Annotated in this window: 26 protein-coding genes and 1 riboswitch; of the genes, 15 read left to right on the top strand and 11 right to left on the bottom strand. The window is 68.9% G+C overall.

The window, feature by feature from the left end:
• The first annotated feature begins 28 nt into the window (after positions 1 to 28).
• The 4 genes from QSV35_RS15720 to QSV35_RS15735 all read left to right on the top strand — a co-directional run bounded on the left by QSV35_RS15720 (position 29) and on the right by QSV35_RS15735 (position 3,980).
• Positions 29 to 535 (top strand): sigma-70 family RNA polymerase sigma factor, encoded by a 507-nt coding sequence (locus tag QSV35_RS15720; RefSeq protein ID WP_286289744.1) that lies wholly within the window; start codon positions 29 to 31, stop codon positions 533 to 535.
• A complete protein-coding gene (locus QSV35_RS15725; protein WP_286289745.1) occupies positions 532 to 1,257 on the top strand; it encodes an anti-sigma factor family protein in 726 nt (241 codons plus the stop codon). Before QSV35_RS15720 ends, QSV35_RS15725 begins: the two co-directional genes overlap by 4 nt.
• 44 nt (positions 1,258 to 1,301) lie before the next feature.
• Positions 1,302 to 1,853 carry an MOSC domain-containing protein gene (locus QSV35_RS15730; protein ID WP_286289746.1) on the top strand — a complete coding sequence of 184 codons (552 nt, stop codon included), beginning with the start codon at positions 1,302 to 1,304 and terminating at the stop codon, positions 1,851 to 1,853.
• 59 nt (positions 1,854 to 1,912) lie between these two features.
• A riboswitch (M-box (ykoK) riboswitch) is annotated at positions 1,913 to 2,080 on the top strand.
• Positions 2,081 to 2,339: 259 nt separating this feature from the next.
• Positions 2,340 to 3,980, top strand: coding sequence for an Nramp family divalent metal transporter (locus QSV35_RS15735; protein WP_286289747.1), 1,641 nt, complete (start codon positions 2,340 to 2,342; stop codon positions 3,978 to 3,980).
• A 64-nt stretch (positions 3,981 to 4,044) separates the two neighbouring features.
• Here the strand turns inward: QSV35_RS15735 and fbaA are convergent, their stop codons facing one another.
• Positions 4,045 to 5,076, bottom strand: a complete 1,032-nt coding sequence (fbaA, locus tag QSV35_RS15740) for a class II fructose-bisphosphate aldolase (protein WP_286289748.1) — start codon at positions 5,074 to 5,076, stop codon at positions 4,045 to 4,047.
• A 191-nt stretch (positions 5,077 to 5,267) separates the two neighbouring features.
• Between fbaA and glpX the strand changes: the two genes are divergently transcribed.
• Both glpX and QSV35_RS15750 read left to right on the top strand, forming a co-directional pair.
• Positions 5,268 to 6,257 carry a class II fructose-bisphosphatase gene (gene glpX / locus QSV35_RS15745; RefSeq protein ID WP_286289749.1) on the top strand — a complete coding sequence of 330 codons (990 nt, stop codon included), beginning with the start codon at positions 5,268 to 5,270 and terminating at the stop codon, positions 6,255 to 6,257.
• 96 nt (positions 6,258 to 6,353) lie between these two features.
• Positions 6,354 to 6,566 carry a UDP-N-acetylmuramyl pentapeptide phosphotransferase gene (locus tag QSV35_RS15750; RefSeq protein WP_286289750.1) on the top strand — a complete coding sequence of 71 codons (213 nt, stop codon included), beginning with the start codon at positions 6,354 to 6,356 and terminating at the stop codon, positions 6,564 to 6,566.
• A 27-nt stretch (positions 6,567 to 6,593) separates the two neighbouring features.
• On the opposite strand, the gene QSV35_RS15755 is transcribed toward QSV35_RS15750, so the two are convergent.
• Complete coding sequence (locus QSV35_RS15755) at positions 6,594 to 7,850, bottom strand: DNA recombination protein RmuC (RefSeq protein ID WP_286289751.1); 1,257 nt, start codon at positions 7,848 to 7,850, stop codon at positions 6,594 to 6,596.
• A gap of 57 nt (positions 7,851 to 7,907) precedes the next feature.
• On the bottom strand, positions 7,908 to 8,495 hold the full coding sequence (locus tag QSV35_RS15760) for an exonuclease domain-containing protein (RefSeq protein ID WP_286289752.1): 588 nt from the start codon (positions 8,493 to 8,495) through the stop codon (positions 7,908 to 7,910).
• Positions 8,496 to 8,558: 63 nt separating this feature from the next.
• Here QSV35_RS15760 and QSV35_RS15765 point away from each other — a divergent pair, with 63 nt between their 5' ends.
• The 6 genes from QSV35_RS15765 to QSV35_RS15790 are packed head-to-tail and all read left to right on the top strand — an operon-like array spanning position 8,559 to position 12,929.
• Positions 8,559 to 9,308 carry a class I SAM-dependent methyltransferase gene (locus QSV35_RS15765; protein ID WP_286289753.1) on the top strand — a complete coding sequence of 250 codons (750 nt, stop codon included), beginning with the start codon at positions 8,559 to 8,561 and terminating at the stop codon, positions 9,306 to 9,308.
• The gene (locus QSV35_RS15770) at positions 9,305 to 10,012 is read left to right on the top strand and encodes an HAD family hydrolase (RefSeq protein ID WP_286289754.1); all 708 of its coding nucleotides are present in this window, start codon (positions 9,305 to 9,307) and stop codon (positions 10,010 to 10,012) included. Before QSV35_RS15765 ends, QSV35_RS15770 begins: the two co-directional genes overlap by 4 nt.
• A 45-nt stretch (positions 10,013 to 10,057) precedes the next feature.
• Positions 10,058 to 10,669 carry a dihydrofolate reductase family protein gene (locus QSV35_RS15775; RefSeq protein ID WP_286289755.1) on the top strand — a complete coding sequence of 204 codons (612 nt, stop codon included), beginning with the start codon at positions 10,058 to 10,060 and terminating at the stop codon, positions 10,667 to 10,669.
• Between the two features lie 55 nt (positions 10,670 to 10,724).
• Positions 10,725 to 11,105, top strand: a complete 381-nt coding sequence (locus QSV35_RS15780; RefSeq protein WP_286289756.1) for a VOC family protein — start codon at positions 10,725 to 10,727, stop codon at positions 11,103 to 11,105.
• 45 nt (positions 11,106 to 11,150) lie between these two features.
• A complete protein-coding gene (gene ychF, locus QSV35_RS15785) occupies positions 11,151 to 12,224 on the top strand; it encodes a redox-regulated ATPase YchF (protein ID WP_286289757.1) in 1,074 nt (357 codons plus the stop codon).
• Between the two features lie 57 nt (positions 12,225 to 12,281).
• Complete coding sequence (locus tag QSV35_RS15790; RefSeq protein ID WP_286289758.1) at positions 12,282 to 12,929, top strand: YrhK family protein; 648 nt, start codon at positions 12,282 to 12,284, stop codon at positions 12,927 to 12,929.
• Positions 12,930 to 12,981: 52 nt separating this feature from the next.
• Here the strand turns inward: QSV35_RS15790 and QSV35_RS15795 are convergent, their stop codons facing one another.
• Positions 12,982 to 13,650 (bottom strand): nuclease-related domain-containing protein, encoded by a 669-nt coding sequence (locus QSV35_RS15795; protein WP_353618984.1) that lies wholly within the window; start codon positions 13,648 to 13,650, stop codon positions 12,982 to 12,984.
• Between the two features lie 318 nt (positions 13,651 to 13,968).
• Between QSV35_RS15795 and QSV35_RS15800 the strand changes: the two genes are divergently transcribed.
• A complete protein-coding gene (locus QSV35_RS15800) occupies positions 13,969 to 14,379 on the top strand; it encodes a putative immunity protein (protein ID WP_353618986.1) in 411 nt (136 codons plus the stop codon).
• 3 nt (positions 14,380 to 14,382) lie between these two features.
• Here QSV35_RS15800 and QSV35_RS15805 read toward each other — a convergent pair whose 3' ends face one another.
• Positions 14,383 to 14,811, bottom strand: coding sequence for a pyridoxamine 5'-phosphate oxidase family protein (locus QSV35_RS15805; RefSeq protein WP_286289760.1), 429 nt, complete (start codon positions 14,809 to 14,811; stop codon positions 14,383 to 14,385).
• Between the two features lie 121 nt (positions 14,812 to 14,932).
• Positions 14,933 to 15,814 (bottom strand): patatin-like phospholipase family protein, encoded by an 882-nt coding sequence (locus QSV35_RS15810; protein ID WP_286289761.1) that lies wholly within the window; start codon positions 15,812 to 15,814, stop codon positions 14,933 to 14,935.
• 188 nt (positions 15,815 to 16,002) lie between these two features.
• Here QSV35_RS15810 and QSV35_RS15815 point away from each other — a divergent pair, with 188 nt between their 5' ends.
• The gene (locus tag QSV35_RS15815; protein ID WP_286289762.1) at positions 16,003 to 16,386 is read left to right on the top strand and encodes an MmcQ/YjbR family DNA-binding protein; all 384 of its coding nucleotides are present in this window, start codon (positions 16,003 to 16,005) and stop codon (positions 16,384 to 16,386) included.
• Between the two features lie 7 nt (positions 16,387 to 16,393).
• Here the strand turns inward: QSV35_RS15815 and QSV35_RS15820 are convergent, their stop codons facing one another.
• The 3 genes from QSV35_RS15820 to QSV35_RS15830 form a co-directional block, all read right to left on the bottom strand.
• Entirely contained in the window at positions 16,394 to 16,879 is a 486-nt protein-coding gene (locus QSV35_RS15820; RefSeq protein ID WP_286289763.1) for a methylated-DNA--[protein]-cysteine S-methyltransferase, read from the bottom strand.
• Positions 16,880 to 16,912: 33 nt separating this feature from the next.
• Entirely contained in the window at positions 16,913 to 17,491 is a 579-nt protein-coding gene (locus tag QSV35_RS15825) for a TetR/AcrR family transcriptional regulator (RefSeq protein ID WP_286289764.1), read from the bottom strand.
• Between the two features lie 73 nt (positions 17,492 to 17,564).
• Positions 17,565 to 19,643 (bottom strand): MDR family MFS transporter, encoded by a 2,079-nt coding sequence (locus tag QSV35_RS15830; RefSeq protein ID WP_286289765.1) that lies wholly within the window; start codon positions 19,641 to 19,643, stop codon positions 17,565 to 17,567.
• 403 nt (positions 19,644 to 20,046) lie between these two features.
• Between QSV35_RS15830 and QSV35_RS15835 the strand changes: the two genes are divergently transcribed.
• Positions 20,047 to 20,817 carry a G1 family glutamic endopeptidase gene (locus QSV35_RS15835; protein ID WP_286289766.1) on the top strand — a complete coding sequence of 257 codons (771 nt, stop codon included), beginning with the start codon at positions 20,047 to 20,049 and terminating at the stop codon, positions 20,815 to 20,817.
• Here the strand turns inward: QSV35_RS15835 and QSV35_RS15840 are convergent.
• A complete protein-coding gene (locus tag QSV35_RS15840; protein WP_286289767.1) occupies positions 20,771 to 21,232 on the bottom strand; it encodes a hypothetical protein in 462 nt (153 codons plus the stop codon). The genes QSV35_RS15835 and QSV35_RS15840 overlap by 47 nt on opposite strands.
• 79 nt (positions 21,233 to 21,311) lie before the next feature.
• The gene (locus tag QSV35_RS15845) at positions 21,312 to 21,845 is read right to left on the bottom strand and encodes a DUF2127 domain-containing protein (protein ID WP_286289768.1); all 534 of its coding nucleotides are present in this window, start codon (positions 21,843 to 21,845) and stop codon (positions 21,312 to 21,314) included.
• Positions 21,846 to 21,849 lie beyond the last annotated feature (4 nt).

The following is a 21,849-nucleotide window of genomic DNA, read 5'->3' on the forward strand; positions in this document are numbered from 1 at the left end:
TCCTTCTCGTGATGACAGAGTGCAGAGGATGCGGAGCGCAGACGAGGCACGGCTGACGGCGCTGTTCGACGCCCACGCCGCGCCGTTGCGGCGGTATGTCGTCTCGCTGACCGGCGACGACGGCTCCGCCGACGACGTCGTGCAGGAGACGCTGCTGCGCGCCTGGCGCACGCCGCACATCCTCGCCGAAGATCCCGAGACGCTGCGGGGTTGGATGCTGACCGTCGCGCGGCACCTCGTGGTCGATGATGTGCGCAGCGCCCGCCGCCGGCACGAGATCGTCGTCGACGAGCTGCCCGAGCGCGCGGGCGCGGACGATGCAGAGACGCTGCTGGACGGCATCCTCATCGAGGACGCGCTGCGGACGCTCACCCAGGACCACCGTGCGGTCATCGTGCACGCGTACTACCTCGGGCGGAGCGTCGCGCAGACCGCGGACGCGCTGGGGATTCCCGAAGGGACCGTCAAGTCGCGGCTGCACTACGGGATGCGGGCCCTGCGGCTCGCGCTGCAGGAACGGGGGGTGACGAGATGACGGATGCGTTCGCGGACTGGGATGCGGCGTACCTCATCGGCGCCCTGTCTCCCGCCGAGCGGGCTCAGTTCGAAGAGCACCTCGGCGAGTGCCCGTCCTGCCGCACCGCGGTCGCGGAGCTCGCCCCGACCGCGGGCCTGCTGTCGCGTGTACCCGCCAGCGTCCTGCTGGAGGGGGAGGACCTCACGCCTGCCGCCGTTCCCGCGCCCGTGCCGGATGTCGCACCCCGAGCGGCCCGGGAGGCGCTGATCCGGCGCGTCCGGCGCAGCGATCGCCGCCGGCTCGGTGTCCGCGTCGGCCTCGTCACGGCGGGCTTCGCGGTGATCGCGGCGGCGATCGTCGTGCCGATCTCCGTGTGGGGTCCGAGCGCCCCGACCGTCGTGGCTCCGTCCCCGAGCATCTTCGCAGCTCTGCCGCCCGCCGAGGCCATGACCCCCGTGACACGGCTGCCGCTGACGGCATCCGTCCGTCTCGTCGGGGTCGGATGGGGCACGAGGATCGACCTGTCGTGCCGGTACACGTCGTCGTACGGCGCGTCCGATGCGGTGTACTCGCTCGCCGTCGTCGACGAGAACGGTGCTGCGACCCAGCTGTCGACGTGGCGTGTCGTCAACGGTGCCGACGCGCACATCAGCGCGGGGACGGCGCTCGATGCGGCATCCATCCGATCCGTCCAGATCCGGGACGAGTCGGGCGCCGTGATCATGACGTACTCGCCCTGACGTCGCGGGCGTTCTGCGGCGCGCCGCGTCGATAGGCTGGCCGGATGCCTCAGCTCGTCGCCGTCTGCGCCGTCCGCCAGCTGCGTCCCGACGCGGGGAGCGTCGGCGTCACCGCGATCGACAAGATCGCCGTCGATGGACCTGTGCGCATCGGCGCGTATGGGGCGTACGGGGACGTGCAGGCGGACCGCAAGCATCACGGCGGGCTGGACAAGGCGCTCTACGCGTACGCCGAGGAGGATGCCGACTACTGGGCGGCGCAGCTCGGTCGCGAGCTCGCGCCGGGATGGTTCGGCGAGAACCTCCGCGTACGCGGCTTCGACGTCAACGCCGCGCGCATCGGCGACCGCTGGCGCATCGGCGACCGGGCGGAGGTCGAGGTCACGATGCCGCGCACCCCGTGCCAGACCTTCGCACGCTGGGTCGGCGGCGACGACGAGCGCGGTTGGGTGAAGCGCTTCTCGAGCGCGCGCCGGCTCGGCCCCTACCTCCGCGTGGTGACCGCGGGGCGGATCCAGGCGGGCGACGAGATCGTCGTGACACCCGCACCGGACGGTGCGCCCGGGCTCCTCGACGCGTACCGCGACCCGGAGTAGACGGCTCGCTGTGCGTCGCGTTGCGATGCGCAGCTCGGACGCGTAACATCGTCCCGTTAGGCGCCGATCGTTAGCTGAGGCTCCTTCGTGAACACATGCCAGCGACCCCACACGTCGAGAGACGCTCCGGGTCAGGACAGGCTTCCCCGGCTTAAGGGGTCGCCCCGATTGGCTCCCGATCCCGGGTGACGTCACGAAGTGCTGAAGGTCTTACGTGGAGAGGCTGAGTTCCTGTGGGACGAGCCTTCAGGCGCGCGGAAGCACGACCGGGGAGGTGAAGCGATGAGCGACCACGATAGTAGGGCGTTCCGCACGCCCCCCTTCGCCATCTAGGAACCGTTCGAGTTCCTCGGGCGCCGTTCCGGCCGCCCGGGCAGGCGATTCGGCCTGCCGTCTTCTCATGCGCCCTTTGCGCTGCCGACGCTATCGCGGACGCGCCACGGGGTCCGTTGTCATGCCCGCCGCCCGGCGAGAAAGCGAATCATCATGACGTCCACCATCAACATCCCCACGCAGCAGAACGCCGTCCTGGACTCGGCACACGTCGGGAACATCGAAGGCGCCTTCGGCACCATCCGGCTCGATGACGACGCGCCCCGCACGAAGCTGTCGGCGAAGCTGCGCACCCTTGTGGCGATCGTCGGCCCCGGCCTCATCGTCATGGTCGGCGACAACGACGCCGGCGCGTTCGGCACCTACACCCAGGCCGGGCAGAACTACGGCACCGCTCTACTGTGGACGCTGCTGCTGCTCGTCCCCGTTCTGTACGTGAATCAGGAGATGGTGCTGCGTCTGGGCGCCGTCACCGGAGTGGGGCACGCGCGGCTCATCCTCGAGCGGTTCGGGAAGTTCTGGGGCGCGTTCAGCGTGATCGACCTCTTCATCCTCAACGCACTGACGATCATCACCGAGTTCATCGGTATCAGCCTGGGCCTCAGCTACCTCGGCGTCCCGCAGATCCCGGGCGTCATCGTGGCAGCGGTCTTCATCATCGCCGCGGTGACCACGGGCTCCTTCCGGCGGTTCGAGCGCCTGTGCATGGTCCTCATCTTCGGTTCGCTCATCCTGGTCCCGCTCGCGGTGATGGCTCAGCCGTCGGTGGGGGACATCGCGCGCGGATTCCTCGTCCCGGGTCTTCCTGCGGGTGCGGACCTGTCGACGGTCATGCTGCTGATCATCGGCATCGTGGGAACCACGGTCGCGCCGTGGCAGCTGTTCTTCCAGCAGTCCTACGTCATCGACAAGCGGATCACCCCGCGGTTCATGAACTACCAGAAGGCCGACCTGTGGATCGGCATCCTCATCGTCGTCATCGGCGGCACGATCCTCATGTCGGTCCCGGCCGCGGTGTTCGCCGGCACTCCGCTGGCCGGCACGTTCACCGACGCGCTGGGCGTGGCCGAAGGCCTCGGGACGTACGTCGGCCACATCGCCGGCATCCTGTTCGCGATCGCCCTCATCGACGCGTCCATCATCGGCGCCGCGGCCGTCGGCCTGTCCACCTCGTACGCGCTCGGCGACACGCTCGGACTCAAGCACTCGCTGCACCGCAAGGTGTCGGAGGCGAAGGGCTTCTACGCCACGTTCGCCGGCATCCTCGTCGTCGCCGCCGTCATCGTGATCATCCCGGGAAGCCCGCTGGGCCTCATCACCGTCGGTGTGCAGGTCCTCGCGGGCGTCCTCCTCCCGTCGGCGAGTGTCTTCCTGCTGCTGCTGTGCAACGACAAGGAGGTGCTCGGTCCCTGGGTGAACCGCCGCGGGCTCAACATCTTCACGTCCGCCGTGATCGCGGTGCTCGTGATCCTGTCGCTCGTCCTCACGGCGAGCGTCATCTTCCCGGACATCACGGGACCGCAGATCGAGCTGATCCTCGGGATCGGCGCGGGGGTCTCGCTGCTCGTCGGGGTCGTCTTCGGCATCCACCGCCTGCGTCACCCGGCTCCGGTCGACCCGGATGCCGTGCCGCGCAGCGAGCGGGCGACGTGGCGGATGCCTCCCATCGCGCTGCTGAAGGCGCCGAAACTGTCCACCGGTCGGCGGCTCGGGCTCAGCGTGCTGCGGATCTACCTCCTGATCGCGATGATCCTCGTGGTGGTCCGCGTCATCCAGCTCGCCCTCGGGCACTGACCTTCGGCGCAGACGAGGGATGCCGCGACCCCGATGGGGGCCGCGGCATCCCTCGTCGGCGGGATTACGCGCCGAGCGACTTGCCGGCGGAGCCCAGCTGCTGGGTCGCCTCGACGACGCGGGCGGCCATCGCGGTCTCCGCGATCTTGCCCCACGCGCGCGGGTCGTAGGCCTTCTTGTTGCCCACCTCGCCGTCGACTTTGAGGACGCCGTCGTAGTTCTGGAACATGAAGCCGGCGACCGAACGGGTGAACGCGTACTGCGTGTCGGTGTCGATGTTCATCTTGACGACGCCGTTGGCGACCGCCTCCGCGATCTCGGCGTCCGACGACCCGGAGCCGCCGTGGAAGACGAGGTCGAGCGGCTTCGCGCCGGTGCCGAACTGCGACGCGATGCCCGCCTGGATCTCGCCGAGGAGCTCGGGCTTGAGCTTGACGTTGCCCGGCTTGTACACGCCGTGCACGTTGCCGAAGGTGAGCGCGGCGATCCAGCGGCCCTGGTCGCCGAGGCCGAGCGCCTCGACGGCCTTCGCGACATCGCCCGTCGTCGTGTAGAGCGCGTCGTTGGTGCCCTCGTGCTTAACGCCGTCCTCCTCGCCGCCGACGACGCCGATCTCGACCTCGAGGATGGCGTTGATCGCCTTGAGGCGGGGGAGGAGCTCCTTGGCGATCTCGACGTTCTCGTCGAGGGGAACGGCCGAGCCGTCCCACATGTGCGACTGGAAGATCGGGTTGCGGCCGGCCCTGACCTCCTCCTCGGAGGCTTCGATGAGCGGCAGCACGAAGTCGGCGAGGGCCGGCTTCGGGCAGTGGTCGGTGTGCAGCGCGATCGTGATCGGGTAGTTCTTCGCGACCTCGGTGGCGAACTTCGCGAACGCGAGTGCGCCGGTGGCGCGGCCCTTGACCGTGTGGCCGGCGAAGTAGTCGGCACCGCCGGTCGTCACCTGGATGATGCCGTCGGAGCCTGCCTCCGTGAGGCCCTGGAGGATCGCGTTGATGCTCTGCGAGCTCGCGGCGTTGATGGCGGGGTATGCGAAGCCGCCCGCCTTGGCGCGGTCGAGCATGTCGGCGTACTGTTCGGGGGTGGCGACGGGCATTCCGGCTCCTCGATAAGGGGTGGGGTTTCAGGACTCACCTTACCGAGGGGCGGAAGATCCACGATGTCGTGAGGGACGCGGTGTTACGCGAAACCGCGGGATCTGACCGGACCGCAAGAATGGCTGTTCTTTCGCGCGTCTGCGCGTGGGGAACCCCTGTTTTCAACGAGGCCGCGGCATACCATCAAGGCATGGTCAGCCTTACCGCCGAGATGAGCCCGCTCCGCCCCGATCGCAACCTCGCCCTGGAGCTCGTCCGGGCCACCGAGGCGGCGGCGATCCGCGCCGTCCCGTTCATCGGTCGCGGTGCGAAGGAGGCCGCTGACGGTGCGGCCGTCGACGCGATGCGCGCGTTCCTCGGCACTGTCGACTTCGACGGCACCGTCATCATCGGCGAGGGCGAGAAGGACAACGCGCCGATGCTCTTCAACGGCGAGCGCGTCGGAACCGGCCGCGGACCGAAGTGCGACATCGCCGTCGACCCGATCGACGGCACATCGCTCACGGCCGCCGGCCGCAACAACGCGCTGTCGGTCATCGCGGTCTCGGACAGCGGCGCGATGCTCGACGCCTCCAGCGTCTTCTACATGGACAAGATCGTCACGGGGCCCGCTGGAGTGGGCGTCGTCGACATCCGGCTCCCCGTCAAGGAGAACATCCATCGCCTCGCGAAGGCGCTCGGCAAGCCCGTCGAGGAGATCGTCGTCTCCGTTCTCCACCGTCCGCGTCACGAGCAGCTCATCGCGGAGATCCGGGAAGCCGGCGCCGGCACCCGTCTCATGAGCGACGGCGACGTCGCCGGCGGCATCAACGCGGCCCGTCACGGCGCCCGCACCGACATGTGCATCGGCGTCGGCGGCTCGCCCGAGGGCATCGTGACGACCTGCGCCATCAAGGCGCTCGGCGGACACATCCAGGGCCGTCTCTGGCCGCGCGACGACGACGAGAAGCAGCGCGGCATCGATGCGGGACTGAAGCTCGACGGACACGTCTACGAGGCCGACGACATGGTGCGGGGCAACAACACGATCTTCGTGGCCACGGGTGTCACCGACGGCGCGCTCGTCGCCGGCGTCCGCCGCGAATCGGACTACGTGTACACCGAGAGCGTCGTGCTGCGCGGTGTCTCCGGAACCCTGCGGCGCATCTCCTCCGAGCACCTCGTCTCGAAGTGGCTCTGATCCGAGTTCGCCATGGATGAGAGCGCCCTCACGCGCTCCCACCCCATTCTCTGGCAGAATCGTAGGGTCCCGCAGGCAGCATGAGAGGGGACCGTCATGTCAGGTACCTCCGGCGAACCCTCGACCCGCACGGGAGCGCACGCGGTCGTCGCCAACGCCGTCGACCCGGCCCGGCGACCCGATGTGCTGTTCCGGGTGCGTCGCGAAGAGGGTCACCAGGTCAGTGTGTGGTGGATGGTGGGAGCCTTCGTCGGCGTCACGCTGGCAGTCATCGCGCTCATGAACTTCATCCCCACGGGATCGGCCTGAGTCTTCAGCTGCAGCGGCCCTTGACTTTCACTCGATCCGGTCGCGGAGTTCTCCGACGTCTGCGCTGAGCGACAGCTCGTCGGCGATGAGTCGGCGCGGCGTCTTCTCGATCGTCGCGGGGACCGTGAGGGCGTCGAGCTTCGTCTCATCGATGCCGGGGAACCGCCGCGCCGTCACGAGCACGCGCGACTCCAGTGCGCCGGCGAAGCGGTTGTAGGAGTCGACGGTCCGCTCGATGGAACGCCGCATCTCGTCCGCGTGGCCGGCGAGCGTGCCGAGCCGCTCGTACAGCTGGGTGCCGAGCTCGAACAGCTGCCGTGCCTCCTGCGTGACGTCCTGCTGCGTCCATGTGTAGGCGACGGTCTTCAGCACCGCCCACAGGTTGACGGGGGAGGCGAGCGCCACGCGCTTGCCGAACGCGTAGTCGAGCAGCGACGGATCCTCCTCGAGCGCGGCGGACAGCAGCGACTCGCTCGGGATGAAGCAGATCACGAACTCGGGGCTCGCCCCGATGCCGGCCCAGTAGGTCTTCTTCGCGAGAGCATCGATGTGCGCGCGGACCGCCTTGACGTGCTTCGCGAGCAGGGCGCCGCGCCGGGCGCCCTCATCACCGGCAGCCGTCAGCGGGATCGCGCTCGCCTCGAGGTATGCGTCGAGCGGCACCTTCGCATCGACGGCGAGCGCGCGCCCGCCGGGGAGACGCACGACCATGTCGGGGCGCCCGGCGCCTGCATCCGTCGTGATCGATGTCTGCGTGTCGAAGTCGACGTACCGGGTGAGCCCTGCGGCCTCGACGACGCGGCGCAGCTGGGTCTCGCCCCACACACCGCGCGTGGCGCCCGAGCGCAGTGCGCTCGCGAGTGACTCGGTCGTCGCCCGCAGCGCTTCGCCGTTCGCACGCGTCTGCCGAAGCTGCTCGGCGACCATGCCGTACTGGTGCTGCCGGTCGCGCTCGAGGTCGTCGACCTTGAGCTGCATGGTCTCGAGCGTCTCGCGGACCGGCGCCAGCGCCCGGAGCACCACCTGCTCGCGACGCTCCCGCTCCTCGCGGGCCGCCTGATCGTCGCGCGCCTGGACCACGAGCTCGCGGTAGAGGGCCACCTGACGATGAAGCTCGGCCTGCGCCGCATCCCGAGCGGCCTCGGCGGCGGCCGCACGCGCCGTGAGCTCCGCACGCGTCGCGCTCTCGCGGTTCGCAGCTCGCGCGGCACCGGCGAACCAGCCCGCGAGCGCGCCGACCGCGATGCCGATGACGGCGATGAGGGCGAGGGTCACTGCATCCATACGAGAAGGATGCCGGTGCCCTCCGACATCCGGCGGTTCCGACGCGGCCTTCGCGGGTCAGGCCGCCAGCGGTGCAGGGACCTTGATGCGACGCACTTCGACGCCTGCGGCCTCGGCGAGCTCCGCCATGTCAGACGCTCCGGTGCGGCGCGCCGCGTCGATGACGATGTGCGCGCAGGCGAGGGCGTCGGCCGCCGCATCGTGGTGTGCGAACCCGCTGAAGCCGGCCGCGGCGGCCACCGAGGGCAGGCGGTACGAATCGAGGTCGTAGAGGCGCCGGGCCATCTGCAGGCTGCATGCGTAGCGGTACGGCGGGCAGGTGTCGCCCGTCACATCGCACGCCGCGCGCAGCACGGCCATGTCGAAGCCCGCGTTGTGCGCCACGAGGACGTCCGCGCCCGCGAAAGCCGAGAGGTCGTCGAGCTGAGCGCTCCAGGTCGGGGCGTCGCTGACGTCTTCGGGGTGGATGCCGTGGATCCCCATGTTGACCTCGAAGAACGCGTCGTGCCCGGGCGGAGGCTGGATGAGCCATCCCGCCCGCGCCACGATCCTCCCGTCGCGCACGCGCGCGAGGCCCACCGCGCACGCGGACGCGTTGCTGGAGTTCGCCGTCTCGAAGTCGATCGCGGTGAAGTCCAGTCCCACGCATCCAGCGTCGCCCGGGCGGTGCCGGTCCGGCGGGAGGCGCGCCGGGCGTAGGGTCGGCACATGGCCACACGAGATGAGATGGCGCGCTCGTTCGGGGCCGCCGCATCCACGTACGAGTCCGGACGCCCCGAGTACCCGGCTGACGCCGTGCGGTGGATGCTCGCCCCGATCGCCGCCGCGGACACGTCGATCCGGGTCGCGGACGTCGGGGCGGGGACGGGCAAGCTCACCCGCGTCCTGGAGACGCTCGGCGCGCAGACGGTCGCGATCGACCCGGACCCAGGCATGCTCGCAGCGCTGCACCAGGAGCTGCCTGCGATCCCGACGTTCGTCGGCGCCGCCGAGCAGCTCCCGCTCCCGGACGCGAGTGTGGACGCCGTCGTCCTCGGGCAGGCGTGGCACTGGGTCGATGTCCCCGTCGCGTCGAGAGAAGTGGGCCGTGTGCTCCGCTCCGGCGGGGTCCTGGGGCTCATCTGGAACTTGCGGGACGACAGCGTCGACTGGGTCGCCCAGATGACCGAGATCATGCACGGATCGAACGCCGAGATCATGATGGCGGAGGGCGGACCGACCGTGGACACGCCTTTCGACGGCATCGAGAAGAAGACGTGGGAGTGGATGCGCCCGATGACCCGCTCATCCCTGCTGGACATGGTCCGCTCCCGCAGCTACTTCATCACGGCCGATGACACGGAGCGCGTTCGCGTCGAGGCGGAATTGGGGACGTTGTTCGACCGGATCGGCGCCGTGGGCGAGGCGTCCGTCGACCTCCCGTATCTCACCCACGCGTTCCGAGCGGTGCGCATGTGAGTGCGGACATCCGGGCGGTCTGCTTCGACCTCGACGGCACGCTGCTGCGCGACGACCACGTCGACGGCGTCGTGCGCGCCGTCGCCGACGAGCTGGCGATGCGATATCCGGGAGTGGATGCGGCCGCGCTCGCGGAGGCGAACGAGAACGTCTGGTGGGACTACTGGCCCGCCGTCGGCGACGCGTGGATGCGCGGCGAAGTCCCCGGCGACGAGGTGCCGACGGAGGTCTGGCGGCGCTCTCTTGCCCAGGTCGGGGTGACCGACGCCACAGCGGCGACCGAAGCGTTCGAACTGCACACGGCGCTCGAGGGCAACGCCTTCGCTTTGTACCCCGAGGCGATGGACGTGCTCGCCGCACTCAGGGATCGCGGCATCCGCACCGCCGTCATCACGAACGGACCGAGCGGGCTGCAGCGCAGCAAGCTCATGGCCGTCGACCTCGCCGAGGGATTCGACGCCGTGCTCGTGTCGGGGGAGGTGGGCATCCAGAAGCCGGATGCTGCGATCTTCGCGCTCGCGGTGGAACGGCTGGGCGTGTCGCCGGGTGAGGCGCTGCACATCGGCGACAACCAGGTCGCGGATGTCGGGGGAGCCCGTGGCGCCGGCCTCACGGCGGTATGGATCGACCGGAACGGAGCCGCGCTGGCGAGCGAGCCGCATCACGTCGTCGACGATCTGCGCGGACTCCTGCCGCTCGTCTGACGGCACCGCGCAACACTGTCCGAGGGACGGCGTACCGTGGCCGGCGTGCGCACCCTCACCGTCTGCAACTTCGTGACCGTCGATGGACGATACGAGGACGATCACCACGACATCGGCTCGTTCTTCGAACATTGGCATCCCGACTACCACGGGGCGGACTCGTTCGACTTCTACACGACCGAGCTCATGCACGGATCGGACACGCTGCTGCTCTCGGGGAGGCGGTCGACGCTCGGGAACCTCGGGTATTGGGCAGGCGTGCGGGAGGATGCGGATGCCACCGCCATCCGCCGCGAGTTCGCCGACCTCATCCTCGGGGTGGAGAAGCTCGTGGTCTCCGACACCATCACCGAGGACGACCTCGCACCGTACGACAACGTCCGCATCGTTCGGATCGCGGATGCGCGGGCCGAGGTCGCTGCTCTGAAACACCGCGAGGGACGCGGCATCCTGGTCCTGCTCGGGCGTGTGCTGTGGAACGACCTCATGCGGGCGGGGCTCGTCGACGAGCTGCACCTCGTGACCTTCCCGCTGATCGCGGGTTCAGGGGTTCCGCTGTTCGATGCGAAGCCGGCGGTCGCGCTCAAGCTCCTCGAGACGCGCGTGTGGGAGGAGTCGGGCAACGTCCTGATGCGGTGGCGGGTCGACCCCGACTGAGGGTGCGGGTCCGACCTCCTTGCGGGTCTCATGACCCCGCGCCTAGCCTGCCGACATGATCATCGTCGGATCGATCGTGATTCGCGTGGACGACCTGGAGGTGCAGACCCGCTTCTGGACCGCGGCGCTCGATTACGTCGTCCGAGAGCCGGCTGAAGACGACTTCGTCCTCCTGCGCCCGCGTGACGCAGCCGCCCCATGCGTCTCCCTGGATGCCGTCCCCTCCGAGCGCGTCCTGCCGCCGCGGATCCACCTGGACCTCTACGCCCAGGACCAACAGGCCGAGGTCCGCCGGCTCCTCGCGCTCGGAGCGCGGAAGGTCGACTGGGATCGACAGCCCGCCGACGCCGACTACGTCATCATGGAGGATCCCGAGGGCAATCGATTCTGCGTGGTGGACGCGGACGGATGGTCCGGGTGGGATCCATCGACGTGATGCCCCGAAAGGCCGCGGCGCCGCCGCCACGTAGACTGGATGCCCGTGGCTCTCACCATCGGAATCGTCGGACTGCCCAACGTCGGCAAGTCCACCCTGTTCAATGCCCTGACCAAGAACCAGGTGCTCGCGGCGAACTACCCGTTCGCGACGATCGAGCCCAACGTCGGGGTCGTGAACCTGCCCGATCCGCGGCTGCAGCAGCTCGCCGACGTGTTCGGCTCCGAGCGTCTCGTGCCCGCGGTCGTGTCGTTCGTCGACATCGCCGGCATCGTCCGCGGCGCGTCGGAAGGTGAAGGGCTCGGCAACAAGTTCCTCGCGAACATCCGCGAGGCCGACGCGATCGCCCAGGTCGTGCGCGGCTTCTCCGACGACGACGTCGTGCACGTCGACGGTGCGGTCGACCCGCAGAACGACATGGAGACGATCAACGCGGAGCTCATGCTCGCCGACCTCGAGACGCTCGAGAAGGCCATCGCACGCTACGAGAAGGAAGTCCGGGGCAAGAAGACCGACCCGGTCGTGCTGTCGACAGCAATCGAGGCGAAGGATGCGCTCGAGCGCGGCGTCCTGCTGTCGGCGTCCGGGATCGACCTGACCCCCATCCGCGAGCTCGGCCTGCTCAGCGCCAAGCCCGTCATCTTCGTCTTCAACGTGGATGAGGCGGTCCTGACCGATGCCGACCGCAAGCAGGCGCTCGCGGCGCTCGTCGCGCCGGCGCAGGCCGTGTTCCTCGACGCGAAGATCGAGTCGGAGCTCATCGACCTCGACCCTGCCGACGCAGCCGAACTGCTCGCCTCGACCGGTCAGGACGAGTCGGGCCTCGACCAGCTCGCCCGCATCGGCTTCGACACGCTGGGCCTGCAGACCTACCTCACGGCCGGCCCGAAGGAGGCCCGCGCCTGGACGATCGGCAAGGGATGGAAGGCCCCGCAGGCGGCCGGCGTCATCCACACCGACTTCGAGCGCGGCTTCATCAAGGCCGAGGTCATCTCGTTCGCCGACCTGATCTCCCTGGGCTCGGTCGCCGAGGCGCGAGCACACGGCAAGGCCCGCATGGAGGGCAAGGACTACGTGATGCAGGACGGCGACGTCGTGGAGTTCCGCTTCAACGTCTAGTCCCGACGAGGAGTCCGGGCGACGTCGAGGCCGTCAGCGGGCCGGTAGGCTCGGGAGGTGCACAACCCTCGCCCTCGCGTCACCCGTCTGCGCCGGGAATCGTGGGGTTTCGCGATCGGATCGGCGTTCTTCGCCCTCGGCGTCATCCCGTGGTACGCGGACGCGGTGGGCGGGGTCGCTGACGCCGCAACGTTCTTCATCGGCTCGCTCTTCTTCACCGCCGCCGGCTTCATCCAGCTCGCGTTGAGCGGCCGGCGGCCGCCCAAGCGGACGTCCTCGATCGCCGACGTGTGGGACTGGTGGGCGGCGGCCGTGCAGTTCGTCGGCACCCTGCTGTTCAACGTGAGCACCGGGGCGGTGCTGCTGCGGACGATCCAGGATGCGGCGACGGCCTCGACGGGGTGGGTTCCGGATGCCTGGGGCTCGATCGCGTTCCTCATCTCGAGCTGCTTCGCGCTTGTCGCCGCCTATCGGCAGGACGAGCTGTGGGACCGCAATGCCCGCACAGCGCACGGTGTCTGGCTGAACATGGCGGGGTCGATCCTCTTCGGGTTCTCCGCCATCGGCGCGATCGTGCTGACGTCCGGCCAGCTGTACAACATCGCGTGGGTGAATGTCGGCACGTTCCTCGGCGCGGTCTGCTTCTTCCTCGCGGCCGTGCTCGCGCGCCGCGAACTGAACGCGGCCCAGCTCCAGCACGCCTGACGCGCGCGGCTCCGGCGTCGCGGACGATGCCCGGGTCGTCGCCGAGATCAGATCAGGCGTGCGGGAATCGCGCGGCGAGGAGTGCCACTGTCCGCGCGACGTCGATCGGGACCGTCGCAGAGTCGATCATCCGCTTCACCAGCAGCCTCGGCCACAGCACCTCGATCTCGTTCACGCGGAACGAACCGCCGATGAGCGGCCAATCGCCATCCAAGAAGCAGAGTGCACCCGTGACGGGAACTGCGGAGTCGTCGATCGTTCCGACCACGAGCGCGACCTGACCGCGCACTCCTTCGATGAGCTTCGTGCGGTCTCGTCCGCCGATCCGCAAGGATTCGACGCGCGGACGGAGGATCCCACCTTCGACGTCGAGGGAGGGACGCTGCCCGACGTAACGCTTCGCGTCGACCACCCACACACCTCCGGGGCCGACGACGAGGTGATCGATGTTCGCGCGGGTCCCGGGGATGCGGCGATCGTGGAGCACGCGGAAGGAATCGGGGAGGTCTCTGAGGCGCTCGGCCAAGAGCTCCTCGCCGATCGCGCCACGCTCCCACGCGCGCGTGCTCTGCGGTTCTTCGGACAATGCGAGGATGAGCCCGCCGATCCTCGGATGCGCCGCCCGGATCCGCGCATCTCGCGCCGTCGATCGCCGCTCGTACTCGCGGCGGGCCGATGCGCCCGCGATGCCGGGCTGGTGGGCGTCACCGGAAGATGACATGCACTGGACGCAGCGGACCGTGCGGGACGCGCGCTCGTAGATCGCATCCGCTCCAGGAGGAAGCGAAACGCCGCACAGCCTGCACACGCCGGCATAGCGAAGCATCATCCGTCTGTCGTCTGGCCCCAGCTCCAGAGTCATGCCGTCACCCTAGCGAACCGACACCGTCGCATACGCGATCGGGTGGCAGGATCGCAGGATGGCATCGATCCAGACACTCGACGACTCCGATCGGCGCATCCTGGCTGTATGGGCCGCGGACTGCGCGGAGCGGGTCCTGCCTCTGGTCGACGGCGAAGCACGATCGGTGGCGGTGTGGTGCAGGATGCACTCGCCCGCACCCGTGCCTACGGGCGCGGTGAGAGCACCGCGAGCGAGGAGATCGCGAAGCGGCTGCGTGCGGTGAAGGCCGCGACCGCGGCCGCGACGCCCGCCGGTGCGGCCGCCGCGCGCTCCGCCGCACAGGCATCCGCGGTCGCCCATATGGGTGCCCACGCACTCGGCGCAGCCGCATACGCGGTGAAGGCGGTCTCCCTCGCGCATCCAGACGAAGACGCGGTGGGGGCGGAGATCCGCTGGCAGACCGATCAGCTCACCGACGCGCAGCGCGCGGCGCTCCGACGGCTGCCGTTGCTCGGCACAGACCGATCGGGACCTCTCGGGACGGGGCTCCTGTCCAAGGGGATCCTGGGGTCGACGATCCGCGATATCCAAGCGCGGATCACGTGAGGCTCACGCCGTCCCATAGATCCGGACCGGCGTGAACTCGTAGACCAATCGTCGTTCTTGGACCATCCGCGCAAGGAATGCCTCCTCGTCGAGCTCTTCGCCGTACCAGGCGAGTGGTCCGGACGGGCGGTTCTGCATGACGCGGAAGAGCGCGAGGTTGAGCTCGGGGGCGTCGTCGCCGTCGAGGATCGTCACGGCGGATTCGATGGTCAGATACCGGACGCCGGGATCGAAGACGAACAGAGTGCTGCGCGGAACGCGTCGCAGCCGTTTCGTGCGGGCGCGGTCGGCGGTGCCGCTGCTGCGCAGGTGCCCGTCGACGAGCGCGACCCCCACCCGGACCGCCTTCGCGGCTCCGTCGCGACCGGTCGTGATCATGGCCGCGGCATGGTGATCCTGCAGGAATGCGCGCTGGTCGTGGTTCAGCTCCATCGGTGACCTCCGTCGGTCGAGGACGTGCCCACTCTCGCAGAGGGGTCCGACATGGGCGAGGAATGGATGCAGCGGTCCGCGACCAGCCCGCCGGGTCGCTGACGACCCGGCGGGCAGACCGTCAGCCCCAGAACTCGGCGAGTTGGCCGCCGAGTACGCGCCCCTGCTCGTATCCGCCGCGCGCGGCCGGCAGTCGCGTCGCGGGATCGAGAGCATTGGCGTCGAAGACCTCGCCGGCGCCTGCATCCGGGACCACGGTCTGAACGCGGCTCCCGCCCGCCTCGAGCTCGGCGATCTGGGCGGGGAGGTCCATGCCGAGGGTGTCGGGCATCCGCGTGCGGCCCCCGAACGGCACGAGCATGAGCACGCGGTCGTATCCGGCGGCGAGGTCGGCGTTCTCGCCGCGCCGGTAGCTGCCGTTGAGGTAGCGGTCCTCTCCGATCGGGTAGGGGATCATCGCGGACGTGCTGGCTGCGACGGCATCGACCAGCTCGACGCCGCTGTCGCGGTCGAAGACGACGGGCTCGCCGGTTCGGGCGTCGAGCGCGGTGATGAGCACACGCTGCTCCGGCCACGTGACACCTGGCAGGCGTGACGTCGTGATCTCACGCCACCGCATCCCGTCCGCGCCGTCCGACGCGTCTCGTTCGAGCGCGGCAGCGCCCATCTTGCGGCGCATGTCCGCGGCGTCTTCGGCGGATGCGATGATCGCGTTCGACCAGTCCAGATAGTTCTGGCCGGAGATTCCGCGGGCAGGTCCCCGGCGCGCTCCGGCGGGCTGAGGAGGCTCGCCGAGGATGGATGCGTAGAGCTCCGGGGGAGCTGTGTTCGTGATCTGCGCGGCCACCGTGGAGCCAGATGAGGTGCCGATGATCAGATCGGCACGGGAGACGTCGACGCCGGCATCGGCGAGACCGGCGACGAGGCCGATCGCCCAGGCGTTGCCGGCGGCGCCGCCGCCGGCGATGACGAGGGCGCGGGTGTTGTGAGGTGTTGTGTTCATGGGAGTCGCCTTTCGCGATGGTGCGTCTTCGGCGCTCCCGATGTGCGACTACCTGCGTCGCGCGATCGTGGACGGCGAGGGAGCGCCCACTGCGGATACTGCGTACATGGGTCTCACCTCCGTCCGGTCGAACACGATCGGGGATGACGTTAGCACGGGTGTCCGACCCCGCGCCTAATGTCGGAGGCATGCCGACGCTCGACGACCTGCGGAGCATCGCGTCCGCGTTGCCCGGCAGCGAGGAGCGTGCGATGACGCGCGGGGCGGCCTGGTTCGTGCGCCGCAAGCCGTACGCGTGGGAGTGCTATCCGTGGCCCAGCATCCCGGACGAGGTGCGCAGCATCGTCGCGGCGGAGCTCGTCGTGGGCATGAAGGTCGCGGACAGCATCGACGCTCTCGCTCTGGTCGAGATGGCTCCGGATGTCTTCCTGCCGCTCACATCGCACTGGTTGCAGCCCAAGATCGCTCTGCGCATGGATCGCATCGCTTCCGACCACCTCGAGGAGCTCGTGACGGAGGCGTGGCGTGTCCAGGCGCCGAAATACCTGCGACGCGAGTTCGACGAGCGATAGCCGCCGCTCAGAAGAGAGCCGGCGGGAGGACGCCCTCGTGCTCGAGGAGCCAGCGTTTCGTGGCGAGGCCCTGGCCCGGTGCGCCGCCGGAGAAGCCCCCGAGCCCGTCGGACGCGACGACCCGGTGGCAGGGCACGATGATCGGGATGGGGTTCGCCCCCATGATCGAGCCGATCGCCCGCGCCGGCACGTCGGTGCCACTGCGGTCCGCCAGTTCGCCGTACGTCACCGACTCGCCGAAGCCCACGGTCTCGTGGAGGGTGCGCAGCACCGCGTGGGTCGACTCCGGTCGATCAGGAACCGCGATCGGCACGTCGAACACCGTCAACGCGCCGGCGAAGTACGCCTCGAGCTGCCGCAAGGCTTCGACGAGCAGCGGATCATGCGGGGGAGCGGCGGGGGCCCGCATCCATCCCACACGCCTGATCGCCTCGCCGTCGCTCTCGACGCCGAGCACCCCGACGGGTGACGCGAGGGTGCCGAAGAACGTCATACCGGCACGCTACGCGCGGGCACCGACATCCGATCAGGCCGTCTCGCGGTCGGCGAGGAGCGCGGCCAGCCGACCGAGGGCCTTGTGGACCTCGTCCACGATCGTCTCCGCGCTCAGCTCGTTGCCCTCGAACGCGGCATCGCCGAACGACAGCATGACGGCCCCGACGGCGAGACGCGCGGATGACGCGTCGGTGCGCTGCTCGACGATCGAGAGCAGGTCGCTGCGGTGGCGGCTGCCCCACTCCATCAATGTCGAGGCGAGTTCCGGATGCCGCTTGATGATCCCGTGCTTCTGCTTGTTCGGGATCTCGATGCCGAAGCTCGTGATGAGCTTCACGATGTCCTCGATGAGGGGGCCGTCGCCGGCCAGGAACGCCTCGCGCGCGCCATCCGGGATCACGAGGGCGGGAAGCCCCAGGATCGCCGCGTTCTTGCTCGGGTAGTAGTTGAAGAACGTGCGCACCGACACATCCGCGGCGGCGCAGATCTCCTCGACCGTCGTGTCCGCGATGCCCTTGGCATCCGCCAGTTCCAGCGCGGCCTCACGGATCCGCTCCCTGGTGTCGCGCTTCTTGCGCTCGCGGAGGGAATCCGGATGCGGGTTCGTCATCGTCTCTTTCCGTTTCCTGCGGGTGTGCACCGACCGGACCGCGTCCGACCGGTGCACACCCATTCTGGCGCCGTCAGCTCTTGACGCGCTCCTCGAGTTCGGCGATGACCTCGTCGTCGGTCTTGTCGAGCTCCTCGAGCTCGGCGACGACGTCGTCCTCCGACATCTCACGGTCTGCGCCTTCGGCGTCGAGATCGGCGCGCTCCTGCAGGGCCGACCGCTGCCGCAGCGGCGGGGCCTTGAAGAAGAACGACAGCACCAGTGCGATCAGCATCACCGTGAGGCCCGTCCAGTAGACGATCCCCGTCGAGGAGGTGAAGCCCGTGAGGAACTGCACCGACAGCGGCTTGTCCGCGCCGTTCAGGAACGACGTGTCGCTGATGCCCGAGCTGTTCGACGCGCCGTCGCTGCTCTTCAGCTTCTGCTCGATGGTCGGCTCGACCTTGTCGACGACGGCCTTGCGCTGGTCGGCGTTCGAGTAGTCCACGGCGAGCTTGCCGTCGACCACCGAGACGCCGGCCTTGTCGGCGGCCTGCTGCAGGGCTGCGGCGGTCGCGTCCGGGAGCGCCTTCGCGACCTGACCCTGGATGACGGTGTCCGCTGCTGCGGCCGGGATGCGACCCGCTGCGACCTGCTGGTCGACCGCCGCGGTCACCTTGGCCGTCACGGCCGTCTTGACGCCGGCGCTGACCTGAGCGGTCGCCTGGTCGAGGCCTTCCTGGGTGCCCTTCTCGATGGGGCCGGTGATCTTCGACCACATCTGGTCCATGATCGGCTTGTTGTTCGCCTTGTCCGCGACCGCCGGGTTCATGGCCGCATCCAGCGCGGCCGTCAGCTGGGCCTTGTCGGTCATCGCCGTGTTGATGTGCGTCGGCATGACCGAGAACAGGATCGACAGCAGCACCGCGGTGCCGAGCGTTCCGCCGATCTGACGGAAGAACGTCGACGCGCTCGTGGCGACACCCATGTCACGCGGATCGACCGCGCCCTGGGTGGCGAGCGTGAGGGCCTGCTGGATCATGCCGAGCCCGAGGCCGACGAGCACCATGATCCCCGCGAGGAACCAGATCGACGAGTCGACCTTCAGCATCGTGAGGAGGCCGTAGCCGACCGCGACGAGGGCGATGCCCGCCGTCGGGAACCAGCGGTACTTGCCCGTCTTCGAGATGAAGACACCCGAGCCGATCGAGGCCACCATGAGCCCGCCGATCATCGGCAGCATCGCGAATCCGGATGCGGTCGGGTCGAGGCCGACCACGATCTGCAGGTACAGCGGGATCGTCAGCATCGCGCCGAACATGCCGAAACCGACGAGGAAGCCGAGGACGGTCGCCATCGAGAAGGTGCCGGAGCGGAAGAGCTTCAGCGGGATGATGGCATCCTCGCGCATGCGCCATTCGATGAGGAGGAACGCGACGAGCCCCAGGCCGCCGATCACGTAGCAGGCGATGGATGCCGTCGACGTCCAGCCCCACACGCGCCCCTGCTCCGCCACCAGGAGGAACGGGACGAGCGCGACGATGACTGCGGCTGCGCCGAACCAGTCGATGCGCGGCTTGGCGTGATCCTTGCCGAACGTGGGCAGGTGCAGGAATGTCCACACCATGATGAACGCGACGATGCCGATCGGCACGTTGATGAGGAACACCCAGCGCCAGCCGGTGATGCCGAGGATCGTGTCGGCACCGGCGAAGACGCCGCCGATGAGCGGACCGATCACCGACGAGATGCCGAAGACCGCGAGGAAGAAGCCCTGGTACTTGGCGCGCTCGCGGGGAGCGAGCATGTCGCCCATGATCGCGAGGGGGAGTGACATCAGGGCGCCGGCACCGATTCCTTGGAAGGCGCGGAACGCGGCGAGCTCCACCATCGACGTGGAGAAGCTGGACAGGAGCGACCCGACGACGAAGATCGCGATGCCGAGCAGGTACAGCGGACGGCGTCCGAAGATGTCGGACAGCTTGCCGTAGATCGGCACCATGATCGTCGAGGTGATCATGTATGCGGTCGTGACCCAGGCCTGCTGGTCGAGACCGTGGAGATCGTCGCCGATGGTGCGGATGGCGGTCGACACGATCGTCTGATCGAGCGACGCGAGGAACATGCCGGCCATGAGGCCGACGACCACCAGCATGATCTGCCGGTGCGTCATGATCGGAGCCCCGATCTTGCGTCGGGGTGCGCCCACGGTGGGTGTGGGGGCTGTGGCGGTTGAAGACATCATCTTCCTTCGTAAGATTGCGTGACTACATTTTTGCAGTCATGCATTCACGAATAGGATCAGAATCTTGCATTCATGCAGAATTCCCAGGATGCGTGGAATGCGGCCTCCAGCTGGGCGAGCAGCTTCTTCTGCGATCAGTGCCATGGAGTCCGCCCTCCCCGGACGAGGTGGGAGAGGGCATCCCTGCGGGGTCTGATGCCGGCGCGACCGCCGCGCAGGAGCACCTTATGGACTTGCTGAGTGCGGCGGGGTCGGCCGCATCCACGGCTCTAGGCTGACGCCGCGATCGCTCGCATCGGGGCGGGCGGCGACCGAACAGTGAGGTGGGCGTATGTTCTTGCGATCTGCGGTGGCGACGATCTCGGCGGCGGGCCTGGCGGCCGCGACGCTTCTGGCTCCGGTGGCGGCGGACGCAGGGGCGGTGTTCCATAAGCCGCGGATACCCAGCAGCTCCCACGTGTCGGGCAACACGGGCTGGTCATCGACGAACTGGTCGGGCGCGGCCGAGACCGGGTCGGGCTACACCTCCATCACCGGAAAGTGGAGCGTTCCAGCAGTCTCGGCGACGAAGTCGGCGAGCTACTCCTCGAACTGGATCGGCATCGACGGATACAACAATTCGAACCTCATCCAGACCGGGACGGAATCCGACTACTACAACGGCTCCGCGCACTACGCGGTGTGGTGGGAGATCCTCCCCGCAGCCGAGACACCGATCGCTTCGATGACGGTGAGCCCGGGAGACAAGATGTCGGCTTCGATCGTGAAGGGAGGCGGCACGAGCTGGACGATCACGATCAACGACGACACGAAAGGCACGTCGTTCACGACCGTGCAGAACTACACCGGCCCCGGAACTTCTGCCGAGTGGATCGAAGAGGCCCCCACGGTCGGCGGACGCGTTGCGACGCTTGCGAACTACGGGCTGGCGACATTCGACTCCGGCACTGTCAACAACGGCAACCCCAAGCTGACGGCCGCGGACATGGGCGTGATGACGTCACGGCGGGGGCAGATCTCCACGCCGTCCGCGCCTGACTCCGACACAGACGGCTTCAATGTCGCCTACGGCCCGACGGCGCCTCTGGTGCCCGGCAGCTGACCCGATCGACCATCGGCGCGCGGCGGGAGAGCTTCCCGCCGCGCGCCGATGCCGCCCGGCGCGGGGGGCGGTCACCCGGCGAGGCGCAGTGCCGCATGATCTCTGCGGTGTGGCGCAGGCAGGCCGTGTCGTACTGCGACACCGTGGCGGTGCTGTTCGAATGCGCCAGCGAGGCGGTGCCGGGGTTCCCGGCGTAGTGGAGCCCGGCCGTGCCGTTCGGATTGAACGGCGATCCGTTCGCGCTCGCGGAACGGCCGGGGGAGTCCATCGTCGCCGGGGAGCTGTAACACGTGTTGGTCGGTGCGCCGTTGTGACCGGTGGTGGGGTTCTCGAGCGCCAGCGCGGGTGCCTGGATGGTGAGGATCGCGATCGCCGCCGCGCCCAGCGCGGCGAGGATCCTTGTTCGGGTCTGCATGACTCCTCCTCGGGTTCATGCTTCGGGGCTCGCGGGCGCGGGCCCTCCCCGGAGTCACGTCGTCCGGGTGCGGAACGGTTCAGCTCTCGCCGGGAACGGCGGGCGCGTCACGGTGGAAGACCCAGGCGATCGTTCCGCGCCATGTGTCGCGCAGCTCACGTCCGCGCCGCCACTCGCGCCATGTCAGCCAGATGATGACGGCATCGAACACCGTCAGCACCGCGACACCGATCGACGGCTTCGTGATGAGCTCGTAGATCTGGAACACGAGGAACGCGCCGAGCGCCGCCATCGCCCACGGATAGATCCGCCGCGAGCCGATGAGCAGCGCGATGACGATCGCGATCTTCACCGCTCCGTGCAGGAGCAGATACGCGGCGACGAACGCCAGGCCGCTCGACCCCACATGCGCGACGCCGTGGATCAGCAGGTTCGCGATGAGATCGTGCGGGTCTTCGCTGAGTTCCTTCGCCGTGAGCGCGCCGATCGCCCCGACGAGCTTCGCAGGCGTGACGAACAGCAGCACGACCCCGCCGATGAGCTCGACCAGCCCGTCGAGCCCCTTGAACAGGACTCCGACGAGGAAGACGAGATCGAGCACGCGTTCTTTCATGGCA

The sequence above is a fragment of the Microbacterium candidum genome, assembly GCF_030315975.1.
GTDB lineage: Bacteria > Actinomycetota > Actinomycetes > Actinomycetales > Microbacteriaceae > Microbacterium > Microbacterium candidum.